Below are 211 nucleotides of genomic sequence, written 5' to 3'. Positions count from 1 at the left end.
TTTCTTCCTATATTTATATCGGAGGGGTAGCGAAGTGGCTAAACGCGGCGGACTGTAAATCCGCTCCCTCAGGGTTCGGCGGTTCGAATCCGTCCCCCTCCACCACTTTATTTGAATATAATGTTTGAAACTTGTTTATTATATGTACAAGGAATGGGCTATGTAACAGTGCCTGTTTTTATTGTGTTGAAATAAATTGAAGTTTCACCAA

The 211-nt window shown here is 41.2% G+C and carries 1 tRNA gene; it reads left to right on the top strand.

What is annotated here, in order from left to right:
- The first annotated feature begins 20 nt into the window (after positions 1 to 20).
- Positions 21 to 105: transfer RNA gene (locus AAHB12_RS31610), tRNA-Tyr, on the top strand.
- Positions 106 to 211: the final 106 nt, after the last annotated feature.

It is taken from the genome of Bacillus sp. OTU530 (assembly GCF_038440375.1).
Note: the sequence above shows the minus strand (reverse complement) of the source record. Positions and strands in the feature narration are given on the sequence as shown.